Origin of the sequence: Alkalicoccus luteus (assembly GCF_052061695.1) — a bacterium.
Lineage (GTDB): Bacteria > Bacillota > Bacilli > Bacillales > Salisediminibacteriaceae > Alkalicoccus > Alkalicoccus luteus.
This window is the reverse complement of sequence record NZ_JBPZEY010000004.1, coordinates 119,390-141,549: the sequence shown is the minus strand read 5'-3', so window position 1 is coordinate 141,549 and position 22,160 is coordinate 119,390. Positions and strand designations below refer to the sequence as shown.

The following is a 22,160-nucleotide window of genomic DNA, read 5'->3' as shown; positions in this document are numbered from 1 at the left end:
CAAATGGAGTGGTAACAGTCTTCCTCGGGATGTACAGCAGCAGTCTGCCTGGCGGCATATCACGTTCTCCTCGCAGAGGGACGGCTTCCTGTGTAAAATAAAGAACAGGGGGGAGACAAATGATCCTGAATTATATCCTGCTTGTTTTGATTTTCTGGCTGATTTTGTTTGCACTGCTCCGGGCAATGGTATTTGTGACGAAACGGCCCTGGAAAAAAGATTTACAACTGACATTTTTCCAGGCGATCCTGCTGACAGTGCTGTGGCTGATCCTCGCCGGCTGAGCTGGGACGGGGAAGTCGAGACAAACTGCAAAACATGATACACTGTCACCAATGACTGTTTGAAGGAGGCGGTACGATGGCACAAAAAATGAACGTAGAAAGCTTCAACCTGGATCATACGAAGGTGGACGCACCGTATATTCGCCTGGCAGGCAAGGTGGAAGGAACGAACGATACGATTTATAAGTACGACATCCGCTTCTGCCAGCCGAATGAGGAGCATATGGATATGCCGGGGCTTCATTCACTGGAGCACATGATGGCCGAGTTCAGCCGCAATCATCACGAGCGCATCGTTGATGTTTCACCGATGGGCTGTCAGACGGGCTTTTACTTGAGCCTGATTAACGATGACCATTATGAAGGTGTGCTGGAGCTGGTAGAAAAAACGCTGAAGGATGTTCTCGAAGCTGAAGAGGTTCCTGCCTGCAACGAGGTGCAGTGCGGATGGGCAGCTTCTCACTCGCTGGAAGGAGCAAAGGAAATTGCTTCCGGGATGCTTGAGCGGCGCAGTGAATGGACAACTATTTTTAAACATGCGTAAAACGAAGAACGGGACGCACGGCCTTTGCTGCCGGCGTCCTTTTTTTGGCGGCTGGAGGTAACGCCGCCTCCTTGGTGCAACGAAATAATCGAAGGGCACAATCATTGACGAGCAATTAATAATATTATATTATTAATACAACTTAAGAAGAGGAGGAACATATCCATGCTGAATGTATTTAAGCTCGGTTATGTGGAGTTCAATGTTCAGGATCTTCAGGCGATGAAAACGTATTATGAGTCCATTGTCGGCTTTCGCTTAACGGACGAGAGAAATGGAAGCGCTTACTTCAGCAGTTCGACGGATCACCATAACATCATCCTGAAAGAAGGCGCTGAGAGCGGAATCAGCAAGTTTGGCTTTCAGTATACGGCAGAGGGAGACATTCACGACGTAAAAAATCATCTTCAGTCGCTTGAGATTGAGGCAGAACTGTTGCACGATCCGGCCCCTGGAGTAAAAGAGGCGCTGCAGTTCAAGGATCCGGACGGCTACACCGTAGAGCTTTATCCAACGATGGATCTGGCGGAAGAACGAGGATTCCAAAAAGAGGGGATCCGTCCGAATAAGGTAGGTCACCTGTCGATTCGTGTATCTGACGCGAAAAAGCAGGTAGCGTTTTACGAAAAGCTCGGGTTTTACAACACGGACTGGATCGAAGACTTTTTCGGATTTATGACGTGCAACCGGGATCACCACGTACTTAACTTCTTTACGTCGGAGAAGAAGGGCATGCATCACTTGGCGCTTGAGCTTCGAAACTACAGCCACCTCGTTGAAACGCTCGATTTTATGCGTCTGAACGGCGTTCATCTGGAATGGGGTCCTTCCAGACATGGGGCGGGCCATAACATTGCCTGCTATCATTACGATCCGGAAGGCAACCTGATTGAGCTGTTTACGGATGGCGATGTATTCATTAAAGAGCTGGGCATTTTTGATCCTCGACCATGGCACCGGGATTTTCCGCAAAAGCCGAAAGTTTGGAGCACGGAAGAATGCTTGTCTCTTTGGGGCGTTGATTTCGAAAAAGCGCTCGTTTAACTTCAGGACTTCACAGACTGCGTCTTTCAGCTTATGCTGAACGTACCGATTCAGGAGGAGAGTGGAGTCTATGCCTAAAAATTTGAGTGAACAGCTGCTGCATGAGCTTGGGAGCAGCATTGTCCAGGGAAAGCGCCAGCCAGGGGAGCTGCTTCCTAAAGTAGAAACACTGAGCGAAATGAAAGGTGTCAGCCGCACGGTGGTGCGTGAGGCTATGAAAGGACTTAGTGCAAGGCGGCTGATCGAGTCGTCCACGCGGACTGGGACGGTCGTGCGCCCTCGCGAAGCGTGGCTTTGGTGGGACCCGGACATTATCTCTTGGGCTGCAGCCGCAGAAGAAAATCAGTCGTTTCTCATGCAGCTGACAGAAGTCCGCCTGGCGATGGAGCCTGCAGCTGTCAAACTGGCTGCGAAAAATGCAGACGAAGAAGACATTGCCGCGATCCGGCACCGGTACGATCTGCTGGAGAAGTCGGTAAACAGCGAGGACGAGTGGGTAGCAGCAGACGCGGCCTTTCACGAAGCGATTCTGCACGCTTCCCACAACGAGCTGATGCAAAGTTTGATTCAGACGCTGCAGGAAGGGCTTTACCAGAGCAGGCATACAACGATGAGAATTCTCCAGCGCGCAGGGGACAGCAGCAGAAGGATGGCTCTGGATCTGCACCGGGATGTGATGACAGCGGTGATTGAAGGAAAGGAAGATGAGGCAAGGATGCGGATGGAAACGCTGCTCCATACAGTAAGCCGTCTCCTGAAAGAATACGAAGCGGAAGTGAAAAAGGAGGCGCCAAAATGAACGGATACAAGCTCATGCTCCTGCACGGTGCAGGGGGCAGCCCCGCTAAGTGGCGCCGGCTTTCTCCTAAGCTGGAGGAATACGACGTTCAGGCAGCTGACTTGTCTCAAGGCGATACGATTCAGAAAAAGAGTGCAGCTCTTTCAGTAGATACCAGCACCGTCCTGATCGGTCATTCCATGGGAAGCCTGTGCGCGTTGGAGGCTTCTGGCATACAGCAGCCGGCAGCTGTTATTATCGTAGCCGGACACCCCGAACTGCCGGTACACGAGCATGTGTTGAAAAAACTGAAGGAAGGTACGTATCCGGCTGGCCTTTTTCATGCATCCTATGGAAAAAAGGTAGATGCTGAGCTGCTGGAGGAAGAAAAAACAGATACGTACGGTGGATCAACGGAGCAGGCATATATTGATTTCAAAGCATGCGCTGATTACCGGAACGGCTGGAACCGGCTGGATCAGCTGAAGGCTCCGATTTTGTTTGTATATGGCAGCGAAGACCGGCTTTTGCCGGAGCAGGCTGTGGAAAAGGTCCGCGGAGTAAAACCGCAAGCTGACGTGAAAGTGATTGAAGAGAGCGGACACTACGTGATGCTGGAAAAGCCGGAGGAAACGGCAGAGGCGATTCTCAGCTGGCTTGAGGAACGAAAGGAGCACTTATGATATGAAAACAACTGTACTTGTAGGCAGCATCCGCAAGAATTCTTATAACAGAAAGATCGCGGATTTTATGAAGAAACGCTACGGTGATACGTTTCAAATGGACATGCCCGATCTCGTCAACCTGCCGTATTTCGATCAGGATGCAGAGGAATCTCCTGCAGAAGAAGTGACGGCATTCAAGCAGCAGATTAAAGACAGCGACGCGGTGATCATTGTCACACCCGAGTACAATCATTCCGTTCCGGGCATGCTGAAAAATGCACTGGACTGGCTTTCCAGAGTCGATAAAGTATTGACCGGCAAGCCAGTGCTGATCGTTGGGGCAAGCCCCGGCTTCCTCGGAACAGTCCGCTGTCAGATGCATCTGCGGCAGATTCTTGCAGCTCCAGGCATGAGTGCACGAGTACTGCCTGGGAATGAAGTGTTTATCGGCGGCGTGCATCAGAAATTAGCTGAAGACGGTTCGATTACCGACACCGGAACCGTTGATTTTCTCGATACCGTGATGAAAAACTTCGAAACATTTGCAAAAACAGAGCCAGCATTGTAACGGCTCAACAACATGAATGGAGGCGGATACAGCATGGGTAAGCGAATTGTACGTTATGAACATGATGGAATTCATTGGGGGCTTCTGACGGAGGAAGGGATTTATCCGGCAGGGCAGTTCGATACGCTGGCAGCCTTTCTGGAGCACGGAGCCAAACAGGCGGAGCCGGCCGGCAATCCGATTAATCCGGAGCATGTAACCTTGCTCAGTCCGGTAACAACGCCTGCGCAAATCGTCTGCCAGGGGGCCAACTACTCTTCGCATCGTGAAGAAGGGGGGCTGGATGCCGGACGTCCTCCGTTTAATTTGATCTTCACGAAAGCAGCAAGCTCGATCGCACCGCCGGACACCGAGATCGAAAGCCCTGCGCACGTCACGCTATTGGATTATGAAATCGAGCTTGGGCTTGTGTTCGGGAAGAAGCTTGATCAAAAGCTGCCGGACGACTTCAGTGCACTCGGTGACTACATCGCAGGCTTTGTCATCACCAACGACATTTCTTCACGTGACATACAATTTGCAGAAAACCAGTGGTATAAGGGGAAAAGCTTCCGTACCTTCTGTCCGACCGGCCCTGTTCTGTATCTGTTTGATAAAGATGAAGCACAGCACGTGCACGACCTGGAGCTGACCCTGAAAGTGAACGGAGAAACACGCCAGCAGGCCAACTCCTTTCAGCTTTTGTATAAGCCGGAGGAAACGCTGGTCGAGCTCTCAGGTATGATGGACTTCTGGCCGGGAGATCTGCTCATGACTGGCACCCCGGGAGGCGTCGCGTTAAAGCTTTCGCCGGATGAAATGAATGAGCTGCTGAACCCGTTTGAAAAAATGGATAAAAAAATGGCAACGTTAAATAAAAGTCAGGAAAAGAATGAGCATTATTTGCAGGACGGAGACATCATCACCAGTGAAATCAGAAGCAGAGACGGCAGCATCGATCTGGGAAAGCAGACGAACCGCGTAACGTTTTTAAGCTAGGAGGCCCACCGTGCGTATCGTAATTAAGCGAGCACCTGATGGAAAGATTACGCTGCAGGAAGGCGCCGGAATCGCCGTCATCACGATCAGCCGGCCTGAAGCGAGAAATGCACTGACCACCGCTATGTGGAAAGAGCTCGGCAGAACAGCAGCAGAAATACAGGAAAACCCAAAAAATAAAGTGGTTGTCGTCCGTGGTGTACCAGGGAACTTCACCGCCGGCTCGGACATCAAGGAATTTGCCGGGATGACAACAGAAGAGGCAGACAATGCATTTCGAACAATGGAAAAGACGATAGCAGCCTTTGAAAACTTGAAAATGCCGGTGATTGGAGCGATTGACGGACCGGTGTACGGAGCCGGGTTTATCTTGTCTCTTACCTTCTCGCTCCGCCTCGGGACTAAGCACACAAAAATGGGCATACCGGTTGCAAAGCTGGGTATCCGCCTCGGACCGGAATTTCTCGAAAGAATCGACCGCTTTCTCGGCTCCCACCGCACGAAGGAGCTTCTGCTGATGAGTGAAATTTACGGACATGAAACAGCCGCAAGACTCGGACTGCTCAACCGGATCGTTGAACGGGAAGCACTTGATAAAGAAGTGCTGGAACTGGCAGGAAGCATTACGAAGTTGTCGAAAGGGTCAGTGGACGCTCTTTTTGCACCTGAGGCCTACGGAACATTCCACTATGCGGATGAAACCGATTTTCGGGAAGGCTGCAGAGCCTTTATGGAAAAGCGGGTTCCGGATTTCCCGTCAAGGAGAAGGCGTTCGTGAAGGTCTACGGTCTTCACGGAAAGAGCGGTACCGGGAAAAGCCACCGTGCGACAGAGATTGCTGAACAGACGGGAGCTGCGGCGATCATTGACGATGGTTTGCTGATCAGGGAAGGCAGAAGACTTGCAGGACGATCCGCTAAAAACGAGCAGCTTCTGCTTGCGGCCGTCAAGCGGGCCGTGTTTCATGCAGAAGCGCACCGCGATGAAGTGAAGCAGGCCCTGGCCGAGCACCAGCTGCACTCCCTGCTCGTGATCGGAACGTCGAAGCGGATGGTGCGTACGATCGTCCGAGCGCTCGATCTTCCTGAACCATCCGAATGGATTGCGATTCAGGATGTACAGTCAGAAGATGAAACGCTTTATGCCGGACAGCAGCGGAACCGGAACCTGCACGTCATCCCTGTCCTGCCGGAAGAAGCGGGCACAGCCTTCGCCGGCAGCTGGTTTAGAAAACTGCTGATACGGCTTCGCAGAAGGGATCAGGAAGTGCTTGTCGTCAAGCCTGTTTACACCGGAAAAGATCGTATCGTCATTTCTCCGAAGTGTTTAAAGGATATGACAAGAATTCATGAACAGCCCGGGATCCGGCTTGATCAGATTCAGACAGGCTTCGAGCAGATTGCCGTTCAGATTTCAACTAGCCCGGAAATCACGATCGCAGATATAGCATCATGGAAAAAGCATCTCGAACAAGCAGTGCGCACACAGCTCGGTATGATTTGCACGGTGCACATAAAGTGGAAAAAAATCATGATCGATCATGCTTAGAGAGGAGCGGTATGTATGAGTAAAAAGTTGATTAAAGGCGGTATGATCCTGACAATGGATCCGGCAAAAGGGGATTTTAAAAAAGGGGACATTCTCATTGAAGACGGGAAGATTGTAGATGTTCACCACGACATTCAGGCAGAGGACTGTGAAGTTATCGATGCTGAGAACATGATTGTTATGCCAGGCCTTGTCGACAGCCACCGGCATACGTGGGAATCAGTCATTCGCAATACAGGAGCAGACTGGTCCCTGCAGAAATATCTGGGCAGCATTTATTACGGCAACATTGGTTCTAAAAGGCGGCCGCAGGACGACTATATCGGCAACCTGCTTGGCGCACTGGAGGCACTTGAAGCCGGTGTGACGACGATTTTGGATTGGACGATGGTCATCTCCAAGGATCACGCTGAAGAGATGATCCGCGGCCTGCAGGAATCCAAAATTCGCGGCGTGTTTGCTTACGGATGCCCTGGTGACGGGGATTATTGGAACAGGGAAAGCACGTTGACCAACGGAGATGACGCACGTTCGATTGCCAATCAATATTTTTCCTCAGGCGATCAGCGGCTGACGATGGGACTTGCGATCCGCGGTCCTGAGTTTTGTTCCTGGGATACGTCAGTGGAAGAGATAAAGCTGGCAAGAGAACTAAACGGCGTAGCGAGCATGCACCTCGGATTTGGAACGTGGGGGGCGATTGACAGATCGATCGAAAAGCTGCATCAGGCAGGCTTGCTCGGATCAGACCTCAACTTTGCTCATGCAAATGCCGTCAGTCCGGAAGAAATGAAGCTCTTGGCAGAGCACGGCGGATCGATTTCAGTCACGCCTGAAGTTGAAATGGCGATGGGACACGGGTATCCGGCAACAGGGCTCTGTCTGGAAAACGGCGTAAAGCCTGCGCTCGGTGTCGATGTTGTTACTTCAACAGGCGGGGACATGTTTGCCCAAATGAAGTTCGCGCTCCAGGCAGAGCGCTCCCGCATCAATGATCAGCTGCTTGCAAAAGGAGAAATGCCTGGACCACCTTTGAATATTCATGCGCATCAAGTGCTGGAAATGGCTACAATTGAAAGTGCGAAGGCGCTGAAGCTGGATCACAAAACGGGCAGTCTCACTCCAGGAAAAGAAGCCGACATCATCATGATTCGAACAGATGACCTGAACCTCTTCCCCGTCAACGATCCGATCGGTGCTGTCGTTACAAGTACGCATACCGGCAACGTAGACTCCGTGTTTGTCGGCGGCGAAGCAGTAAAGCGAGACGGAAAAATGGTTGGACTCGATTATAAAAACCTGCGCAGACAAGCTGTGGAGGCCCGTAATCACATTTACAGCGAATTCGGCAATCCAGATGACCTGTGGCTGCATGAGAACAACTGAGTAATGAGGATGGAAAACCGGAAGCAGTTCATGCTTCCGGTTTTTGACGCTTCATAAGCGTGGATCTTTGTTTTGAAGCCGAAAAGGGAAGGAGAGATGAGAAAGTCTCGTGTTATTCATAAAAAATCACGACAGATTTAGTTCCTATTACTCATATGAACGAATCGGCTAAGGGGTATAATAGTAACAAAAATAACATGTGACAAAGGCAAACCAATCTGAAAAGATGGGACGCAAAGCCGTGAGCCTAACCGCTGAATAGCGTATGGTCGTCAGGTTGCCGGGCCCGTTTCTGTGAGCCTCGGCTGGCACAGAAAGGGGTTTTTTGCGATGAAAAAAGTCCTGTTACTGCTGGTGGTGACTGCTATGGCAGCTGGAATTTGGGCGGCTCCCGCTGGAGCAGCTTCAGCTCCGAACGCAACTTGGCTCTGGAACCCGTGGATGTTTGTCGAAGATGAGAGTGGAACCATTGCCTTTCTAAAAGAAAAGAATGTCGAGCGTGTATTTGTACAAATTGATCGCAGTGTCCCACAGGCTTCCTACAGAAGTTTTATCCGTCGTGCAGGAACGGAAGGAATCAGCGTCTATGCCCTCGATGGCGCACCGGAATGGGCGGCACCAAAAGGAGATCGTCATTTGACGACAATGATGAACTGGCTGGGAGACTACCAGAAGCGTGCGGGAGCAGCAGAACGCTTTCAAGGCGTTCACTTAGATGTAGAGCCGTACCTGCTTAGCAGCTGGAACAGCAATCGGGCGAAGACGATCGCCGATTTTCAATCACTTCTGCTGACAGCGAAAAGAAAGAGTGCTGCGGCAGGACTGCCGCTGGAAGCAGATCTGCCATTCTGGTTTGACGAAATCAGCTTTAAAAACAAAAACGGAAGCGGGAATCTCGCAGAATGGGTGATTCAGCAGCTTGATGGCGTGACACTTATGGCTTACCGGGATACAGCTTCTGCAATCAATGAAATCGTAAAAAATGAAATGGCCTTCGCAGCAAAGCACAAAACGCCGGTCACCGTCGGAGTGGAAACCATGCAGTCTCACGAAGGCAATCATGTAACGTTCTTTGAAGAAGGCGAAGCATACATGAAGCAGCAGCTTGACCTGGTATCGGCCCGGTACGCGGGTCCCTACTATGGAGGAACAGCGATCCATCACGTCGACAGCTGGAAAACGATGAAGCCGTAAGGCGCTTTCGGCAGTTTCTCTCGACCACTCACCTTTAGCAGGTGGGTGGTTTTTGTCGTTTTCCAAAAAAACAAGGTTCCACGTCTGATTTGCCGCTTTTCCACATGAATCCGAGCTGTTGTTTACAGTTGATATATGATCTTTACAAGACGTTAATAGGAGTTCAGGCTGGTGATGCGGTACGATAGAGAAAAAGAGGAGGGTGACAGATGAAACCAGCTATCGTTGCACATCGAGGATTCTCACGCGCGTTTCCGGAAAATACCATGATCGCTTTTCGGGAAGCAGTTGCTGCTGGCGCAGAGGGGATTGAATTAGACGTCCAGCTGACAGCAGATGACGAACTCGTTATCATTCATGATCACACGCTTGACCGGACAACAGACGGTCATGGAGCAGTCAACCAATCTACTCTCAAGCAATTGTCGGGCCTGTCTGCAGGCAGCTGGTTTGACCATAAATTTGCATCTGAACGGGTTCCAGCTCTTCAAGAGGTGCTGAAATGGGCTCAGCCGCAGAATATCCAGCTGAATATAGAACTAAAGCATTTACCCGAGGATCGAGAACGAACGGCAATGGAAGCGGTCAATCTGCTGCAAAAATATCCGCAGAGAAGAAGACCCGTATTCTCCTCTTTCGACCACCCCGTGCTGCCCATGCTGAAAGGAGCAGAAGCTGATACAGCATTGCTCAGCCTGGGGGCGGTTTTGGAACCGGATCGGTACAAAAAAGAGCACGGCATCACAGGGCTGCACATTCAGTACACCATGATGACACCGGCAGAAATCTGTGAGCTGGAGAAACGCGGCATGGCAGTCCGTGTGTACACCGTTAATCACCCGGACGATCTGGAAAAGCTTTGCCGCACCGGATGCACGGCTGTCATCACGGACGACCCGGCTCTTGCGCTCAGAATACGAACCACGGTACAGCATTCGGTTAAATAACAGCTTAACAGAGCATGAAAACGGGAAAGGGAAGGGGAAGCATGGCACGGGTTGAAGAAGGGCAGGGATTCGCGATGACCGCAAAACTGAACGTAGGCCTTGGAGCCGTAGTTATTGTAATTTGGCTGTACATAGCAGATGTCGATATCGTGTCAGCTGCCCTCGTGCTGTCGTTTCTCATATTGATTCCGCTTCTCCTGCATATCGCTGTTCCGAAGCGGCCGAATATGAAAGCAGAGTTCATATTGCGCTGGCTCTCCCAGCGCTCCTTTTTAGCAGGCATTTTCGGTCTGGCCTCGGTCACGTTTGAGCCGCTGGTGCTGTCGATCGTGCTGGCATCCATCTGGTTTTTGTTCATGCTCGTCGTTGCGCTATGCGGCGCATGGAGAATCTACCGCAGGGGGCTTTATCCGGCTGAGGAAACGATTATTGATGTTGGCCTGCTTTTTACCGGGGTCGGAGGTATCTGGCTGATTCTTTGGCAGGCTGGAATTGATCAAGTTCTTCCATATGATGAACTGACGATGTCGCTGACGACGGTGCACTATCATTATTCGGCGGTCGTTATTCCTGTATTAACAGGGGCCTTCGGCCGGCTTCTCGTGTCGCTGCGCGGCGATACCGGCACGGCATACCGGTTTCTTGCAATCGGTGCGGCGATCGGTTCCCCATTGATTGCATTGGGTGTTATCCAAGGTCCGCCGCTGGAGCTGGTTTATGTTACGATTTATGCAGGACTCCTTTACTGGCTCAGCATCTGGTGGCTGATGCTGCTGCCGAAGATGACTCTTCGCACGAGAGCGTGTCTGCTGCTTGCGTGTACATCGCTGCTCGTATCGATGGGCGTCACGTTTCTGTATGCGTTCGGCGTGACGTTTCAGGTGGACATTATTTCGTACAGTATGATGTTTGTCTGGCATGGTGCAGTCAATGCGATTGGCTTTTCCCTGTTTGGTGTGCTGGGCTGGTATATGCTCGGATCACTCCCTAAACGAAAACGTCTCGGCAGTGGTATCGTCAATCCAAAAGAGGCCGGGCATCATGAAGAACTATAAGGAAGGAAGACATGTATGACGAAACGAATTATTGTAGGCATTTCCGGCTCGACCGGACCAATATACGGTATCCGTCTGTTACAGGCACTTCAGCAAATGAACGATATTGAAACACATCTGATCGTCAGCTCATGGGCGGAAAAGACGATCCGGATTGAAACAGACTGGACAGCAGAAGAAGTGAAGCAGCTGGCAGACGTCGTGCATCCGCCTGAAAACCAGGCTGCCCGTATTTCCAGCGGATCCTTTCAGACGGATGCGATGGTCATCGTACCGTGCAGCATGAAAACCTTAAGTGCGGTTGCTCACGGTTTTGCCGATAACCTGATTGCGCGCTCAGCTGACGTGGTGATGAAAGAGCGCAGGAAGCTGATTCTTGTACCGAGGGAGACACCGCTGCATGATATCCATTTGGAAAATATGCTGAAGCTCAGCAGAATGGGTGTGCATATCGTTCCTCCAATGCCGGCGTTTTACAACCAGCCTGAGACGATTATGGATATGGTGGATCATACGGTAGCAAGGCTTCTCGATCAGCTGGATATTCCGAACAACCTTACAAAACGCTGGCTGGAAAAATAAATCTATCCTGTTATTCACCGAAACCGCTCCTGAAATCACGAGCGGTTTTCAGGCTGTTAGAAAAGTCTTTCCACTTACATGTTATTCGTTTGGTTGTCTTTCCCCTCTGCTTACCTAGCCTGCCGCGGGCTTGCCTTCAGCTATTTCTCAGGGTGACCCCTTTTAGCAGGGAGAATGACTCGGGAGGATGGCGCGGCTTCACTCGGACACAGGCTTCTCACAAGAAGCCTTCAAGAGCCGATCCGGCTCCGCTCGTGCGTGGATGCCGTTCACAGAACTGAACGGCACGAAATCTTCAGACTGCTTGTTGCGCCTCCGCCGGACACATCAGGAAAACGGGTCTGCTTGTTGGAGAACGACGTCACGATAGGCAGACGCGACTACTTTTTTTACATTTATCATAAATTCGATGAAGGACTGGCATCCCTATTCAATATCGAAACGTCTCTTCCGGAAGGTTCTATCTGTACGGAAGCCGATCGTGCAGGCCTAATCAGGTACGTGAAACGCACTGTCAGCTGCCGACATCGAAGGACCTTGGATCAGAACGAGGCGAAGATCCAGCGCTTTCGACGGAAGAAGCGATTAGCTGAGCCTGTTCCCTCCGGAAAGCGAGTGTCCGCAGATACAGGCAGATGTAATCTTATTCACCTAAAATGACTTTATCGACACTCTGGAAACCGCTCCTGAAATCAGGAGCGGATTTTTAATCGGAAAAACAGAAAGCAGCTTCATACCCTGAACGAAACGTATGCGGAGCCTGTTTCCTTCTCCGCATATCAGTTGAGAGCGCCTGATTATGTCGTCCATAAAAAACAGCGCAATTTTAGTGTCGCTGTAACGTTTGAATGCGGTTGAACAGGGAAGATGTCTAGTATAATAAGCCTATGAAAGGCGTATATTGGAAAGGGGATGGGACGCAGTGACTGTAAAGGATACACAAATGCTGATCAAGGATATGATGAAGCGGCTCTATGAGGATGATACGTTTCTGCCGGAGGAAAACGGCGATGCACGAGAACGATTTTTCCAAAGCGGCACCGAAATACTGACAACAACCGATAAAGTGATTAAAAGCTACATTCGGGTATCGCGAGATAACAGAGAGATTGAACGCATCCCCGCTTACCGCGTACAGCACAATAACATTGCCGGTTTTTATAAAGGCGGAATCCGTTTCAACGAGCATGTGAATGAAGAAGAAGTAGAAAATCTGGCAGTGCTCATGACGCTGAAAAATGCTCTGCATGATCTACCCTATGGCGGAGCAAAGGGAGGCGTAGTCGTTTCACCTAACCAGTATTCGACGCGGGAACTGAATATGATCAGCAAAAAGTACGTCCAGCGCTTTGCACCGGATATTGGTCCGACACACGATATTCCGGCTCCGGACATGGGAACAAATGAAGAAACGATGGACTGGATGGTCGGCGAATTTAAAACAATCCATCCAGGTAACAACTACATGGGAGCTTTTACAGGTAAAAGCGTCGCGAATGGCGGAGCACAGGGAAGACGGGAAGCGACCGGGAGAGGTGTTTATCACAGCTACCTGTGGCTTGCTGACAGCTGGGCCTCGAATGTGAAAGAGGAAGAGGTGCCTGAAGGCGTTCACCGTCAGCAGCTTCGGTCGCTGCACAGAGTACGGAATAAAAATGAATCAGGCGAGCCGATTACAGCAGCCGTTCAAGGGTTTGGTAACGTAGGCAGTGTGGCCGCGCAGATGGCAGACAGCTGCAGCAGGCTGAATCACCGCATCACCGCTGTCAGCGATCATCAGGTGACGCTTGTTAATGAAAGCGGACTTGACGTTGACCGGCTGATTAAATATCAGGAGAAGCATCGGGAACTGCCGGTGTCAGAAGAGCTTCTGAGCCGCATCGGCGTCAAAGCAGACATTCTTCCTCCTGAAGAGCTTGTCTATCAAAAAGTGGATGTGTTATTCCTTGCAGCGGTGGAGGATCAGATCACGGCGGATAACAAAGAACTGATTCACGCGGATATTTTCGTTGAAGGAGCGAACGCCCCTATTGATAAAGAGGCCGATCGTTATTTGCACGAGCAGGGAAAAGTGGTAATCCCTGACGTTCTTGCAAATGCCGGCGGTGTCATGGTCTCCTATATCGAGTGGAAGCAGGATCGCGTCACCTATTTGTATTCTGAAGAAGAAGTGCTTAAAGATATGACCGATCATATGTCGAAAAGCTGCGAAAAAGTGTTTGACTCTTATTTTAGAGAAGGGCTGTCAGGCATCCGGAACACGTGCTACATGCATGCATTGAAGCGGCTCTTTACGCTGCTGTACCGGCACGGTAAGTTATTCTGATAAAAAACACCCTTCGTCCGGTAAAGGCCGGTACGCAGGGTGCAGCTTCAGCGGTTGTGCGGAGAATCTTCATCAGGCTCCAGAAATTCAATCCGGTTGCCGTCCGGGTCCCGGACCCAGCACTGACGGTTTTGTCCAACACCCCTTTTTGGCTCTGTATCCAGGTGAAGGCCCCGGCTTTTCAAGCGCTCTGCGACGTCATCCACGCTGTCCACAAGCAGACAAAAGTGATGCGGCCCGATTTCCTGCTTCTGGGGCTCGTAAACGCCGCTGCCTCCATAAAACAGCTCAATGTATTGACGAGGAGCGACTTTTATATACTCTATCCACGGTTCGTCTTTATCGTTTTTTATTTGAAAAGCGTGTTCGAGTCCGAGATCTTCGCAGTAAAACTGAAGTGATTTGTCCATATTTCCAGTAACAAACGCTGTATGTGCAATGCCTTTAATCATCTGCTTCACTCCTATCGGTCTTGATCTATCGTTACATGCAGTTACATGTTCCCTTACCATAGCACAATCAAGCAGAAATACGCGGAAATTTGTAAAAAATACCTTATTTCGTTTCTCAAAGTCGGATAACGGGTAAAACCATTTCTGTAAGCAATTTTGGAAAGAAGGTGAAGGATATGGCTAAATTCAGAAGACTGATCGCCATCGTCCAGTTAGTTGTTGTAGCGTGGCAGCTCGTGCAGAGACTGCGTAAAAAATAGGCTAGTAAACAAGTAAAGGAGTGCAGGTTATCTATGAGTAAAATCGCTTGTGTGATGACAGATATGTTTGAGGATTCTGAGTACACGTCGCCGCTGGAAGCTTTCCAAAAGGACGGTCATGAGGTAACAGTCATTGGCGATGAGAAGGGCAAAAAGGTCACCGGTAAAAACGGGGATGCTACAGCAGAGGTGGACCTTGGCATTGATCAGGCTGACCCCGCTGACTATGATGCGTTGTTTATTCCAGGCGGGTTCTCGCCGGATATTTTACGGGGAAATGAAGATTTTGTTACGTTTTCCAAGCATTTTATGCTTCACGATAAACCCGTCTTTGCTATTTGCCACGGGCCGCAGCTGCTTATTACAGCTGATGTTTTACAAGGGCGCAAAGTAACCGGATTTAAATCCATTCACATGGATCTGCGTCACGCTGGAGCGAATTTGTTTGACGAAGAAGTGGTCGTCTGTGGCAACCTTGTCACAAGCCGCACCCCGAATGATTTGGAAGCATTTAACCGTGAATCAAAAGCGCAGCTTCAATAACAGCTGCTGCTATAGTACCTGATACAAGACAGGCTTCAGAATTCGTCTTTTCTGAAGCCTGTTTCGCTATGTATAAAAAGGAGGAGTTCGATGATACAGGCAGATCGAATATGGGTAGGGGCCCGCGTATTGACGATGGAACCCGGTGAAGAAATAATTGTCGATGGTGCAGTAGCTGTAAAGGATAATCGCATAGCAGGCGTCGGTACGAGTGAAGCATTGAGACAGACCGTAGAAGCAGCCAAAATAATCGATGCACGAGGGAAGCTGATCATGCCGGGACTGATCGATGCTCATATTCATTCCAGCTATGCGGTAATCCGCGGAGTCGCTCAGGATATGGATCACTGGATGCAGAAGGGTATTTGGCCATGGATGAAATACATGACGATGGAAGATCGGCTCGCCGGGTCCTATATGAACATTATCGAAGGCATCCGCGCCGGCACGACAACGTTTGCTGATTACGACAGAAAAATGGACAGTCTGCTTGAACAAAATGCCTCACTCGGTGTCCGCTTTCATGCAGCAGAAATGATTAACGAACTGCCGGATGATATTGGAGACCTGCCGGTATCAGAGCTGTATCCGTTGGACAGAGAAGCGGGAAAGCGCCGGTTGCTTGCAGGTACAGACCTTTATGATAAATGGCACGGTGCAGAGAATGGACGCATCACTGTGCTGCTCGGACCACAGGGACCTGACATGATGAGCCTTGAGTTGCTCCAGCAAACAAAGGCTGAAGCAGATAAACGAGGAATCCGTCTGCATATGCACGTCTGTCAGGGGGACCGCGAGCTGTACCAGCTTGAAAAGCGGTACGGTAAACGGTCGATTGCTTTTCTGGAGGAACAAGGTTTATTAAATGAGCGGTTAACAGCTGTGCATTTGACCGAGGCAGACGAGGAGGAGACCGCTTACGCTGCTTCAAAAGGCGTGAATATGATTCACTGTCCCGGCAGCATTGGCATTATCGATGGCATCGTCCCGCCGGTGCAGGCGTTTTTGGAAGCCGGGGGCAAGGCTGCGATTGGGACCGATCAAGCGCCGGGCAACAACAGCAGCAGTATGTTTCAGGAAATAAAAGCAGCAGCAGTGCTCAATAAAGTAAAGGCTCGCGATCCGAAAGTCTTTCCCGCACAGCAGGCTCTCCATATGGCGACGCTGGGAGCAGCAGAAGTCCACGGACTGGACCATGAAATAGGAAGCCTGCGCACCGGTAAAAAAGCGGATTTGATCGTTGTTAACTTAGAAACGCCGGCCCTGACACCGGCATTGACGAAACCAGTTGATACCATTACCCCGAATTTGGTGTATGCGGCTTCTGGTGAGGAAGTAGAAGATGTAATCGTGGACGGCCGCTTCGTGATGAAGCAGCGTAAGCTAGTGCATGCTGATGAAACAGCTGCTGCTCAGCGTGCGCAGCAGCGTGCGGAGCAGTTAGCCCGGAAGGTAAAAATCTAGCTTGCCAGCGCACAGGACATCTCGTAGAATAGATGGAGCTGTGCTGAAATTATCTGGAAAGAAGGACGTTTTACCATGTGGGAAACTTTAAATATCATCGGGACGATTGCTTTCGCGCTGAGCGGTGTCAATGTGGCGCTTGAAGAGCGGTATGATCTGATGGGGGTGTATATACTTGGTTTTATTACGGCGTTTGGAGGAGGTGCAGTCCGCAATCTGCTGATCGGACTCCCCGTCTCTGCGCTGTGGGACCAGGGCTGGCTCTTTACCGTGGCGTTCGTCGTCATGACGTTTGCTTTTCTGTTTCCTCGGCTCGTACGCTGGACGCTGCTGCGAAGAGGCGTTTTCTTTGATGCGATTGGGCTTGGGGCCTTTTCTGCTCAGGGCGCACTCTTTGCCGCATCGATGGGGCTGCCGTTAAGCGCATCGATAGCAGCTGCAGCGCTCACCGGAACAGGAGGCGGCATGATCCGGGATATACTGGCCGGCCGCAAACCGTTATTCTTGCAAAAGGATATTTACATTGCCTGGACGCTGATTCCAGGCGTGGTCATCGGCATGAACTGGGTTACCGGCGGGGCAGAGGTGCTTGGTATCGTTGCACTCGTCGTCATCATGAGGCTGTGCTCCGTTTATTTCGAATGGTCACTCCCAAGTCGGGAGCCGGAGAAAGCTGCATAACAAAAGGCGCTGCGGATTATCCGCAGCGCCTTTTTATAAGTGGGATGGTGCTTACAGCGCCATTCCGTCCGGAGCATTCGTGACAACAATAATTACTTTTCCGTGGTCAAGCTTTTCTTCCAGCTCGCCGGCCATGTCTTTGGAGAATCCAAGCTCCTCAAACTTTGCGCGAAGCTCATCGCCGGGCTTACGGAAAATATTTTTAGCCGCAGTACCGAAGTCCATGTCGCCAGTGCTGACCGTATTTGCATCTGCATTATCAGCAACACGCTCCGTGCGGTCGTCATCGTGCGTCAGAATGTAAATATCATCTTCATTTACACCTTTTTCTTTAATTCCTGTTACAGCATCTACTACTTCCTGATCGTTATAAAACTCTTTGTAAAGTGGATTCATGCGTATTCATTCCTCCAGTTCAATTTTAATGGTAAAGAACATCCTGGTGACGTCCTATTCGTATTAATACCATCAATAGAGGAAATTAAAACCTGAAAAGGTAAAAAACTGCCGGGAAGCTTGCTATGACAGGGAATCAATCATTTTTTCTGCAGCACGCCGGTATAAATTACTTTGATGAATAAAGCTTAAAATCAACAGTACCTGCTGCACGTAAGGATCTGCCTCTTTTTTCTCCATGTCTGCTGCCTGTTTAATCATCTCACTGCGGACGAGCTCTGTTTTTTCATCTGCACAGTTCAAATAGCTGCGATAAAGCGAAGCAGCACTTCCGTTTTTAGGCTCCTGTGCTGTCACGCCGGCTGTGTCGAGAACCTTCTTAATATCCTTTAAAGAAAGCGCGCCTTTCATTTCGTAAATCATGCTGATCATCATGACATGCTCCTTCGTATACCGCTTGTTTTTAGCAGGCAGCAGAAGGTGCCCTTTGGCATAATTGTTAATCATTGTTTTCGTCATGATTTTTTCTTTTTCATCCCGCTTTAAATCCTGAAAAGCAAGTTCGAACAGCTGAATGACCTGGTCCATATACAAATCCAGATCCGGCAGCTGCTCAACGTGTACGTGCCGGTCCAGCATCATTGCCTCTACTTGTTTTCCCAATGACATTGTTCGTCACTCCTCCTGTTTGCATCTACGTGTTATTGTACCTTACTTTTGCGTGAAGCAGGCCAAACGGTAAAAAAAGCGAAAGGAAAAACTGGATTTCATCATAGAGGCATGGTATTATGTAGTTATCGAAACTACGTTATGGTTTATGGAGGTTGCGAATGAGTACATTCACATTTACGAGAGAAGAGGAGAAGGTTAACGCCGCCACACACGGGGTCGGCATCGTGATCAGCCTTCTTTCCTTAATTCTGCTCACCGGTTACGCGGTAGAGCATGGAACGACGGCACACGTAGTCAGCTTCGCCTTGTTTGGCGTGTCTATGCTGCTTTTGTACACATCTTCCACGCTGCTGCACGCTCTGCCGGAAGGGCGAGCGAAGGATATATTTGAAATCGCAGACCATGCCTCCATTTATTTCTTTATAGCAGGCACCTATACACCGTTTCTCTTCATCGCCGTACAGGGCTGGCTCGGATGGGCGCTCTTCGGCATTGTTTGGGGCTTTGCTCTGCTTGGTACGGTGCTGAAAATCTTCTTTGTTAAAAAATACATGTTTTTGTCAACGCTCGGCTATGTTATTCTCGGCTGGCAGATTGTTTTCGCCTGGAGCAGCATATCAGCTGTGCTTCCGGCGGCCGGACTGCAGCTGCTTGTGCTTGGAGGAATATTGTATACCGGAGGCGCGGTCTTTTATATGTGGCGCGGCTTCAAATACCATCACGCCGTCTGGCATCTGTTTGTGCTTGCCGGAACGATTTCCCATATCGCTGCCGTCGCACATCTGCTCATGATTTAAAACGAGTAGAACCCCTTTCCGAATCGCTTATCCGGAAAGGGGTTCTTTTGTGAAAGGCTTGCTTTATCCCGCTTCTTTTTCGAAGTTTTTTTCCTTGCGCATGGCATTAATTTCTCCGCCGATAAGCAGGATAAGGGAAATGAGATGAAACCAGACCATCAGGGCAATGACGGCTCCAATCGTCCCGTAAGTAGCAGAGAAGTCGGCAAAACGCGATACAAACGCAGAAAAAAAGTACGAGGCTACCTGCCATCCGACAGTTGCAGTGAGTGCACCGATATACACATCCCGAAACCGCAGCATTCGGCTTGGACCAGTCCAATACAGCAGCATAAATACAGCAAAGAGCATAAGGGACGTCAGACTCCAGCGGACGAGATCCATGTTAAACAGCATCAGTTCAAGCTGCAGCCAGTCCCGTATATGCACCCCGACCACTTGGAGAACAAGTGCTGCAATAATAACAAAAAACATAGCAATCGTGAGGAGCAGGGCAATCCCTCTTTCCTTCAAAAAGGGGCGGGTTTCCGTCGTGTTGTAAGCCAGATTTAAGGAGCTGATAATGGAGTTCAGAGCAAGAGAAGCTGTCCATAGCGTCAAGAGCGCCCCAACTGATAAAAGGGCAGGCTGCGTATCTGCTGTCAGCACATTCCACTGGCTCTCTACGACCTCAAGCGCTCCTGGAGGGACATAAGCATTCTGAAGCAGCAAAAACACGTCAGAGGGCCGAAACGGCAGGTAGGATAAAAAAGCGATCACAACAAGCAGGAAGGGAAACAGTGACAGGAGCAGGAAATAGGCGCACTGCGCACCGAGATTTATCAGCTGATGATCTTGAAATCTGCGCCAGAATTCCTTCATGTGAACCGCTCCTTTCTAAGCAAACGCCTTTTTCAGACGCTTTAAGCCTTCCTTGACTGTATCCCGCGGACAGGCGATATTCATGCGGACAAAGCCGGATCCGGCTTCCCCGAAGCTTTTACCAGGATTCAGGGCAAGCCGTCCCTTCTCCTTTAACGCTTTGTTTATTTCAGCATCGGACAGACCGGTTTTGCGGCAGTCAATCCACATGAGATAGGTTGCTTCAGCCGGAACGAGTCTTAAGTCCGGTAGCTCCGCCTGCAGATAGGAATCAACGAGCTTCATATTGTCCTGGAGATAATCAAGCAGCTCTTCCAGCCACCGTTCTCCCTTTTCATAGGCAGCTTCCATCGCAAGAATACCGAACGTGTTCAACGTGAAAAATCCATTTTTCTTATCGATCTGCTCCATTTTTTTTCGAAACGATTCGTTTTCCGTCACGATAAAGGAGGCCTGCAGTCCCGCCAGATTAAACGTTTTACTCGGCGCTGCGAGCGTGATGGTGCGTGCAGAGGCTCCGGCGATCGAAGCGGTCGGAATTTGTTTATATGGACCAAAAACGAGATCACCATGTATTTCGTCAGAGACAATGATGACATCATGCTTCTCGCATAACTCTGCGATCCGGGTCAGCTCATAGTGCGACCAGACCCGGCCGACAGGATTGTGCGGCGAGCACATTAAAAACATGCGCGACTGCTTCAGCTTTTCTTCAAAATCGTCAAAATCAATCGTATACGTTCCTCCGGATTCTACGAGAGGAGAATCAATAACGGTTCTATCGTTATCTTTTATCATAGAGAAGAACGGCGGATAGACCGGGGACTGCAGGAGAACACCGTCTCCACGCTCTGTTAGCGCCTGTACAGCCTTACCGATCGATGGAACGACGCCGTGACTGAACTGGATCCATTCCGGTTGAATCGTCCAATCCATGCGCCGCTGCATCCAGTCCACAATCGCCTGCTTTACGCTGTCGGCAATGTATGTATACCCAAATAGTCCATGGCCAGCACGCTCGCTCACGGCCTGCCTGACAGATTCGGGAGGGTGAAAATCCATGTCAGCCACCCACATTGGCAGCAGTTCATTTTCTGCATGATAAAGCTGCTTTACTTTATCCCACTTTACGGAATACGTCTCGCGACGGTCGATAAATTCCTGAAAATAATTCATCATCATTCCTCCTTCTGTTTTCATTATACAGAATCGGCTGGTTGCTGACCCGTGCTGTGCATTCTATGCTACAATACGTGTGGCGGAGGTGTTAGGATGATCTGGACATGGATCGGCATCACAGCTGTAGTCGCCGTCCTTATTCTGCTTACAGCAGCGGTGCTGAAGGAAAAGCAAAAGCTGCAAAAGCTCGAAAAGCAAACGCAGGAACTCCGCGATGAGCTTCACAGGAGGAAAACGAAATGAAAAAAGCTGGCATCTGGGTATGGGAGCTGACAAAGCTTGCGGGCGTCATGTTTGTGGCACTGCTCATCTACAGCGTGGTTAATGCCCTGCTGCTTGAAGCAGCTGGAGGTATGGAGGCGCTGGAAGCGAGTGGGCTGTTCACCGTCTTTTTCCTGCTGCAGACAGGCGGCGTACTTGCTCTGATTACCGTTTATTACCGAAACAGACTGCTCCCGCGTTCAAAACTGCAGCTTCCTGCCCGGGAGCCCTTGTCACAAGCCTGGACACGCAGGCTGATCGGCATCGGGGTTGCTGCTATTACAGCATCGTATATTATTTTGTTTATGATTATTCTTTAAGACAGGGAGGGAAGTCTGGTGCTTCAAGCTTTACAAGGGGTACTCGCAGTGCTTGCGCTGATGTGCATCGTTCCAGCTGTTCTGTTCGGCTCTCAGGGATTTGTCTACGGGGCCATTGCCCTGGCATTTGCGGCCTTTATCGTTCAAATCGTTTCGAGGCGAAAAAACAATGCAGAAGAAAAGAGCTCTTCCTGAGGGAAGGGCTCTTTTGTGGATAGTCAGCCGTCAGATGATCCGATGCCGCCCCAGGAGATTAAAAAGACAAAAAGAAGAAGACTGGAAAACCAGCCTTCTTCTGTTCCACTTCATAAGGGACCCAACCGTCTCTGCTTTCCTGCTTCCCGGCTCAACATAGGCTTTTCCGTCGATTCTCAT

Annotated in this window: 27 protein-coding genes and 1 riboswitch; of the genes, 22 read left to right on the top strand and 5 right to left on the bottom strand. The window is 50.1% G+C overall.

Translation table 11 applies throughout. The features are described from left to right. Positions 1 to 119 precede the first annotated feature (119 nt). From ACSZLD_RS06980 to ACSZLD_RS06910, 15 genes are all read left to right on the top strand, one after another. Positions 120 to 284 carry a hypothetical protein gene (locus ACSZLD_RS06980; RefSeq protein ID WP_168009253.1) on the top strand — a complete coding sequence of 55 codons (165 nt, stop codon included), beginning with the start codon at positions 120 to 122 and terminating at the stop codon, positions 282 to 284. 76 nt (positions 285 to 360) lie between these two features. Further along, positions 361 to 828, top strand: coding sequence for an S-ribosylhomocysteine lyase (locus ACSZLD_RS06975; protein ID WP_377908747.1), 468 nt, complete (start codon positions 361 to 363; stop codon positions 826 to 828). 165 nt (positions 829 to 993) lie between these two features. After that, positions 994 to 1,872 (top strand): VOC family protein, encoded by an 879-nt coding sequence (locus tag ACSZLD_RS06970; RefSeq protein WP_377908748.1) that lies wholly within the window; start codon positions 994 to 996, stop codon positions 1,870 to 1,872. A gap of 70 nt (positions 1,873 to 1,942) precedes the next feature. Further along, on the top strand, positions 1,943 to 2,671 hold the full coding sequence (locus ACSZLD_RS06965; RefSeq protein ID WP_444684710.1) for a FadR/GntR family transcriptional regulator: 729 nt from the start codon (positions 1,943 to 1,945) through the stop codon (positions 2,669 to 2,671). Continuing rightward, complete coding sequence (locus tag ACSZLD_RS06960) at positions 2,668 to 3,333, top strand: alpha/beta fold hydrolase (RefSeq protein ID WP_444684709.1); 666 nt, start codon at positions 2,668 to 2,670, stop codon at positions 3,331 to 3,333. Before ACSZLD_RS06965 ends, ACSZLD_RS06960 begins: the two co-directional genes overlap by 4 nt. Before the next feature lies 1 nt (position 3,334). After that, on the top strand, positions 3,335 to 3,883 hold the full coding sequence (locus ACSZLD_RS06955) for an NADPH-dependent FMN reductase (protein WP_377908751.1): 549 nt from the start codon (positions 3,335 to 3,337) through the stop codon (positions 3,881 to 3,883). A gap of 33 nt (positions 3,884 to 3,916) precedes the next feature. Further along, positions 3,917 to 4,861, top strand: coding sequence for a fumarylacetoacetate hydrolase family protein (locus tag ACSZLD_RS06950; RefSeq protein ID WP_444684708.1), 945 nt, complete (start codon positions 3,917 to 3,919; stop codon positions 4,859 to 4,861). A 10-nt stretch (positions 4,862 to 4,871) separates the two neighbouring features. Beyond that, the gene (locus tag ACSZLD_RS06945) at positions 4,872 to 5,639 is read left to right on the top strand and encodes an enoyl-CoA hydratase/isomerase family protein (RefSeq protein ID WP_444684707.1); all 768 of its coding nucleotides are present in this window, start codon (positions 4,872 to 4,874) and stop codon (positions 5,637 to 5,639) included. Beyond that, on the top strand, positions 5,636 to 6,409 hold the full coding sequence (locus tag ACSZLD_RS06940) for a P-loop nucleotide/nucleoside kinase family protein (RefSeq protein ID WP_377908755.1): 774 nt from the start codon (positions 5,636 to 5,638) through the stop codon (positions 6,407 to 6,409). The genes ACSZLD_RS06945 and ACSZLD_RS06940 overlap by 4 nt, the downstream gene beginning before the upstream one ends. 15 nt (positions 6,410 to 6,424) lie before the next feature. Beyond that, positions 6,425 to 7,795: an amidohydrolase family protein gene (locus ACSZLD_RS06935; RefSeq protein ID WP_377908756.1), complete on the top strand. Its 1,371-nt coding sequence runs from the start codon at positions 6,425 to 6,427 to the stop codon at positions 7,793 to 7,795. Between the two features lie 197 nt (positions 7,796 to 7,992). Next, a riboswitch (cyclic di-GMP riboswitch) is annotated at positions 7,993 to 8,080 on the top strand. 45 nt (positions 8,081 to 8,125) lie between these two features. Next, positions 8,126 to 8,989 (top strand): amidase, encoded by an 864-nt coding sequence (locus ACSZLD_RS06930; protein ID WP_444684706.1) that lies wholly within the window; start codon positions 8,126 to 8,128, stop codon positions 8,987 to 8,989. 209 nt (positions 8,990 to 9,198) lie between these two features. Beyond that, entirely contained in the window at positions 9,199 to 9,936 is a 738-nt protein-coding gene (locus ACSZLD_RS06925) for a glycerophosphodiester phosphodiesterase (protein ID WP_444684705.1), read from the top strand. 41 nt (positions 9,937 to 9,977) lie between these two features. Beyond that, the gene (locus tag ACSZLD_RS06920) at positions 9,978 to 10,991 is read left to right on the top strand and encodes a YndJ family transporter (RefSeq protein ID WP_444684704.1); all 1,014 of its coding nucleotides are present in this window, start codon (positions 9,978 to 9,980) and stop codon (positions 10,989 to 10,991) included. Positions 10,992 to 11,006: 15 nt separating this feature from the next. Further along, positions 11,007 to 11,573, top strand: coding sequence for a non-oxidative hydroxyarylic acid decarboxylases subunit B (locus ACSZLD_RS06915; protein WP_377908760.1), 567 nt, complete (start codon positions 11,007 to 11,009; stop codon positions 11,571 to 11,573). A 922-nt stretch (positions 11,574 to 12,495) separates the two neighbouring features. After that, on the top strand, positions 12,496 to 13,899 hold the full coding sequence (locus ACSZLD_RS06910; protein ID WP_377908761.1) for a Glu/Leu/Phe/Val family dehydrogenase: 1,404 nt from the start codon (positions 12,496 to 12,498) through the stop codon (positions 13,897 to 13,899). A 47-nt stretch (positions 13,900 to 13,946) separates the two neighbouring features. Here ACSZLD_RS06910 and ACSZLD_RS06905 read toward each other — a convergent pair whose 3' ends face one another. Next, on the bottom strand, positions 13,947 to 14,351 hold the full coding sequence (locus ACSZLD_RS06905; RefSeq protein WP_444684703.1) for a VOC family protein: 405 nt from the start codon (positions 14,349 to 14,351) through the stop codon (positions 13,947 to 13,949). Positions 14,352 to 14,644: 293 nt separating this feature from the next. Here ACSZLD_RS06905 and ACSZLD_RS06900 point away from each other — a divergent pair, with 293 nt between their 5' ends. The 3 genes from ACSZLD_RS06900 to ACSZLD_RS06890 all read left to right on the top strand — a co-directional run bounded on the left by ACSZLD_RS06900 (position 14,645) and on the right by ACSZLD_RS06890 (position 17,299). Beyond that, entirely contained in the window at positions 14,645 to 15,154 is a 510-nt protein-coding gene (locus ACSZLD_RS06900) for a type 1 glutamine amidotransferase domain-containing protein (RefSeq protein WP_377908763.1), read from the top strand. Between the two features lie 90 nt (positions 15,155 to 15,244). Further along, positions 15,245 to 16,618, top strand: a complete 1,374-nt coding sequence (locus ACSZLD_RS06895) for an amidohydrolase family protein (RefSeq protein WP_444684702.1) — start codon at positions 15,245 to 15,247, stop codon at positions 16,616 to 16,618. Positions 16,619 to 16,693: 75 nt separating this feature from the next. Then, complete coding sequence (locus ACSZLD_RS06890; protein WP_377908765.1) at positions 16,694 to 17,299, top strand: trimeric intracellular cation channel family protein; 606 nt, start codon at positions 16,694 to 16,696, stop codon at positions 17,297 to 17,299. 51 nt (positions 17,300 to 17,350) lie between these two features. On the opposite strand, the gene ACSZLD_RS06885 is transcribed toward ACSZLD_RS06890, so the two are convergent. Both ACSZLD_RS06885 and ACSZLD_RS06880 read right to left on the bottom strand, forming a co-directional pair. Then, a complete protein-coding gene (locus ACSZLD_RS06885) occupies positions 17,351 to 17,695 on the bottom strand; it encodes a YflT domain-containing protein (RefSeq protein WP_377908766.1) in 345 nt (114 codons plus the stop codon). A gap of 123 nt (positions 17,696 to 17,818) precedes the next feature. Continuing rightward, entirely contained in the window at positions 17,819 to 18,364 is a 546-nt protein-coding gene (locus ACSZLD_RS06880; protein ID WP_444684701.1) for a DUF1836 domain-containing protein, read from the bottom strand. A 161-nt stretch (positions 18,365 to 18,525) separates the two neighbouring features. On the opposite strand from ACSZLD_RS06880, the gene trhA reads away from it, so the two are divergent. Continuing rightward, positions 18,526 to 19,164 (top strand): PAQR family membrane homeostasis protein TrhA, encoded by a 639-nt coding sequence (trhA, locus tag ACSZLD_RS06875; protein WP_444684700.1) that lies wholly within the window; start codon positions 18,526 to 18,528, stop codon positions 19,162 to 19,164. A 63-nt stretch (positions 19,165 to 19,227) separates the two neighbouring features. Here the strand turns inward: trhA and ACSZLD_RS06870 are convergent, their stop codons facing one another. Further along, entirely contained in the window at positions 19,228 to 20,025 is a 798-nt protein-coding gene (locus ACSZLD_RS06870; RefSeq protein WP_444684699.1) for a YihY/virulence factor BrkB family protein, read from the bottom strand. A gap of 15 nt (positions 20,026 to 20,040) precedes the next feature. Beyond that, positions 20,041 to 21,201 (bottom strand): MalY/PatB family protein, encoded by a 1,161-nt coding sequence (locus tag ACSZLD_RS06865; protein ID WP_444684698.1) that lies wholly within the window; start codon positions 21,199 to 21,201, stop codon positions 20,041 to 20,043. A gap of 96 nt (positions 21,202 to 21,297) precedes the next feature. Here ACSZLD_RS06865 and ACSZLD_RS06860 point away from each other — a divergent pair, with 96 nt between their 5' ends. The 3 genes from ACSZLD_RS06860 to ACSZLD_RS06850 are packed head-to-tail and all read left to right on the top strand — an operon-like array spanning position 21,298 to position 21,980. Beyond that, a complete protein-coding gene (locus ACSZLD_RS06860) occupies positions 21,298 to 21,447 on the top strand; it encodes a hypothetical protein (RefSeq protein WP_377908771.1) in 150 nt (49 codons plus the stop codon). Continuing rightward, positions 21,444 to 21,785: a hypothetical protein gene (locus ACSZLD_RS06855; protein WP_444684697.1), complete on the top strand. Its 342-nt coding sequence runs from the start codon at positions 21,444 to 21,446 to the stop codon at positions 21,783 to 21,785. Before ACSZLD_RS06860 ends, ACSZLD_RS06855 begins: the two co-directional genes overlap by 4 nt. 18 nt (positions 21,786 to 21,803) lie before the next feature. Next, positions 21,804 to 21,980: a hypothetical protein gene (locus ACSZLD_RS06850; RefSeq protein WP_444684696.1), complete on the top strand. Its 177-nt coding sequence runs from the start codon at positions 21,804 to 21,806 to the stop codon at positions 21,978 to 21,980. Positions 21,981 to 22,160 lie beyond the last annotated feature (180 nt).